Below are 3,865 nucleotides of genomic sequence, written 5' to 3'. Positions count from 1 at the left end.
AGCTAACACTTCTTTAACTTCAAATGGTTTGCTTATGTAGTCCGCACCACCGCTATTAAAAGCTTTTACTTTGTCCAGTACGTCATCAAGAGCGCTGATAAAAATTATAGGTATATGGCGGGTTTTTTCATTTTGTTTAAAATATTGACAAAGTTGATAACCGTCCATATTTGGCATCATAATATCGAGTAAAATTAGGTCTGGTAATATTTTTTGACAAGCGCTTATAGCTATTTCTCCGTCTAACGCTTTCCGAACTATATATCCATTTTGTGTCAGAATTGATGATAAAACTCGCAGATTATTTGGACAATCATCAACTACTAAAATGTTGACTTTGTGAGAGTAGATTAATTTATTTATCAATGTATTTTCTTCGATCGTACTTTCCATAACGCTCACCATTGGGGGTCTGCTGCTATCAATTCTAAAACCAATTTACTATCCAAAGGTTGAGAAAATAAATAGCCCTGACCAAAATCGCACCCTAAACTTCTCAGTTGTGCTAACTGAGCGGGAGTTTCTACACCTTCAGCGATCGCACTCAGCTTCATTGTATGGGCCATACAGATAATCATGGGAACCAGTCCCATATTATTTGTGTTTTTATCCATCAGTTTTACGAAAGACTGGTCAATTTTGAGCGTATTTAAGGGAAAGGTGTGCAGGTAACTCAATGAAGAGTAGCCAGTGCCGAAGTCATCAATACTTAATTGAATTTGACGCCTCCTGATTTCAGCTAAAATTTTGTTAGCTTCTTCGCTATTTTCCATAATAGCGCTTTCTGTGATTTCAAACTTTAAACTTTCCGGATTCAGTTGCGTTTTGTGAAGAATTTTATCAATTCTTTCAAGTAAATTAGGATGGGAAAATAGCCGCCTCGAAAGATTGACGCTAATAGTTAAGATTTCCTTAGCAGGGCAAGTTTTCTGCCAGATAAGTAGTTGATGGCAAGCTGACTGCAATACCCAAGTGTCAATATCGGCAATCAATCCCGTTTCTTCCGCCAGGGGAATAAATTCTGCGGGAGAAACCATACCGCGAGTAGGGTGCCGCCAGCGCACAAGAGCTTCAAATCCAGCAATTCTGCCATTAGTTAGAGAAATAATAGGCTGATAGTAAACAATAAATTCCTCCCGTTGGATGGCCCTTCGCAAGTCGTTTTCTAGCTGTAGAACTCGGATAGCTTGTTGGTGCATATCTGGGTCAAAAACGTGATATTGAGCTTTTCCTAATGCCTTGGCACGATACATCGCCGTGTCGGCATCTCGCAGCAAATATTCTGGCTTATCGTAAGAAATATTGCTGAGAGCAATCCCAATACTGACATTAATAAATACTTCGTATCTGGATAGTTGAAAGGGGTTTGATAGTTCTTTCAGAATTCTATCAGCAACAAGCGTAGCCATTTTTATATTTGAAATATTTTCAATAAGAATAGCAAATTCGTCGCCGCCCAATCGCGCTAAAGTATCAACCAGATTAAGAGATTTTTCCAGTCTGCGAGAGATCGCAATGAGCAGTTCATCGCCTACTAAATGACCGAGAGAATCGTTAATAAATTTGAAACGATCGCAATCCAAAAATAGCACGGCAAATTGACAACCAGACTCTGACTTAGCGCGGTTGAGAGCTTCTGACAAACACTCCATGAATAAAGCTCGATTCGGCAAGTTAGTCAGGGGATCGTGTAGCGCCATTTGCAGCAATTGACTTTGTAGTTGCTTGCGCTCTAATATCTCTCGTTTCAGTTCTTCATTAGCTTTTTTTAGCTGACTGGTACGCTCTCTTACCCGTTGTTCGAGTTCGACATTTATATTCATTATTTTTATCTCCGCTTCCCTGATCACCAATTGATTTTGAACGCGGACAATAACTTCTTCAAAATGAAACGGTTTGGTAATATAGTCAACACCCCCGACATTAAAAGCTTTTACTTTGTCAAAAGCATCATTTAAGGCACTCAAGAAAATTACTGGAATCTTAGAAGTTTTCTCCGCAGCTTTCAACCGCTGACAAACTTCATAGCCGTCGATATCCGGCATCATAATGTCCAGTAATATCAAGTCCGGTAATAATTTTTGACAAGAAGAGAGAGCAATATGCCCGTTTAATGCTTTGCGAACGTTGAAGCCCTGCTCCGTCAGAATCTTAGCTAAAAAGCGCAAATTTTCTGGCGTATCGTCAACAATGAGAATATCTTTTCGTGGCAAGTTAAATTTTTTGTTATTCATTGTTCATCCTGTTGAGTTAATTGCATAATTTTCTCAAATTGGAAGTTATTAGCCAGTTCGGCAAAGCTCTCCGCTAAAGCCACATTTTCTGGTGGAACTTGAGCTAACAATGCCAAAATGATATCATCGCTGCATTCAGCCGCGCCATCGTGTACCTGTTTCACCCACTCAACTGGCATTTGAGACAATATATGCAGTAAATCGGCTTCTGTAAAAGTTGCTTTCGTTTTTTCCGCAGATGTTTCTTTATCAACCTTTTCTTCTGCGTAAACATAGCGAACTCCTAAGTGTACGCTAATTTTTTCTAATAAAACTTCCGCTTGGAATGGCTTGTGAACTAAATCATCGCACCCCACAGCTAATATCTTCTGTCGCTGTTCCTCAAAAGCACTGGCAGTCAAAGCAATAATTACAGTCATTTTTTCTTTTTCATTTGTCATGTTTCCTGTTTTTAATGACTCTCGATCGATGCGCGATGACTCCCTAGTTTTAATCTCTTTAGTAGCTTCATAACCGTCCATTTTCGGCATCCGCATATCCATAAATATCAGGTGCGGTTTCCAGTTAGACCATGCCGTAATTGCCTCGATACCATTAGAAGCTTCCCGCACAGAAAAGCCTATTGATGTAAAGAATTCGATCAGCACTAAACGACTTTCTTTGGCGTCATCTACTACCAAGATGCGATATTCAGGTTGGTCGGGTGCTAAACCAATTACCTTGCGCTTACTATGGTTTCGCTCACTATCAGCAGCATCAGCCAAGTTTATCTCAATATCAAAAGAAAATAAGCTTCCTTTTCCCAGGACACTGGTAACTCTAATATCTCCTCCCATCATTTGCGCGTATTTGCGGCTAATCGCTAAACCCAATCCGGTTCCTTGTTGAGATTTTCGACCAGTTTCTGTCTGACCAAAAGCTTCAAATAGCATATGAATTTCTTCAGGAGCAATGCCAGGGCCTGTGTCTTCTACCTCAAAGAAAAGTCGGCAAATTTCAGGACAATATACCGGATTTTCCCCTTCATTATTTCCTCCACTTTCACTAGCACACTTTTCTGTTTTTACGCGCAAATCAACGCTACCTTTCGCCGTAAATTTGATAGCATTTCCCAGGAGATTGAGTAAAATTTGACGTAACTTACCTTCGTCTGTTTGCACATACTGAGGAAGATTACTTTCATATTCAAAGGTAAGTTGCAAGCCTTTGGAAGAAGCTTTTAACCGCATCATATTCTCCAAATTGTTCAGCATATAAAGCAAGTCAAATTTGCTTTGATTGATTGTGGTTCTGCCTGCCTCAATTTTGGACATTTCTAAAATGTCATTGATTAATGACAATAAATGTTCCCCAGCGCGATTAATAATTTCTAAGCTCTTTTGATGTTCGGTGGATAGGTCACTGTCGCGGCTCATCACTTGGGTAAAGCCGAGTATGGCATTGAGCGGCGTCCTCAATTCGTGGCTCATATTAGCGAGAAATTCACTTTTGGCACGATTAGCTGCATCTGCTGCTAATAAAGCTTGTTGCAGTGCAGCGGACTGTCTTTTAGTTTGTTCTAGTAATTCGGCTTGCTGCAAAGCTATGCCCAACTGACTGCCAATTTGAACGACTACATTAATTTCTGTTTT

3 protein-coding genes are annotated in these 3,865 nt (G+C 39.9%); all 3 read right to left on the bottom strand.

Annotated features, from left to right (window positions below):
- The coding region (locus tag H6S82_RS22755) for a response regulator (RefSeq protein ID WP_191056752.1) at window positions 1-393 on the bottom strand (393 nt) is incomplete at its 3' end.
- Window positions 394-398: 5 nt separating this feature from the next.
- Window positions 399-2,234, bottom strand: a complete 1,836-nt coding sequence (locus H6S82_RS22750; protein ID WP_190463648.1) for an EAL domain-containing protein — start codon at window positions 2,232-2,234, stop codon at window positions 399-401.
- A partial coding sequence (locus tag H6S82_RS22745; protein ID WP_191056751.1) for an ATP-binding protein occupies window positions 2,231-3,865 on the bottom strand: 1,635 nt, incomplete at its 5' end. The genes H6S82_RS22745 and H6S82_RS22750, both read right to left, overlap by 4 nt.

The sequence above is a fragment of the Planktothrix sp. FACHB-1355 genome (assembly GCF_014748295.1).
Classification (GTDB): Bacteria; Cyanobacteriota; Cyanobacteriia; order Cyanobacteriales; family Aerosakkonemataceae; genus Aerosakkonema; species Aerosakkonema funiforme_A.
The sequence above is the reverse complement of the archived record's forward strand: the minus strand, read 5'-3'. Positions and strand labels throughout refer to the sequence as shown.

What these genes read in the sequence shown, in the direction of transcription:
- H6S82_RS22750 (WP_190463648.1), bottom strand. Translation starts at nt 2,234, where the DNA reads ATGAATAACAAAAAATTTAACTTGCCACGAAAAGATATTCTCATTGTT.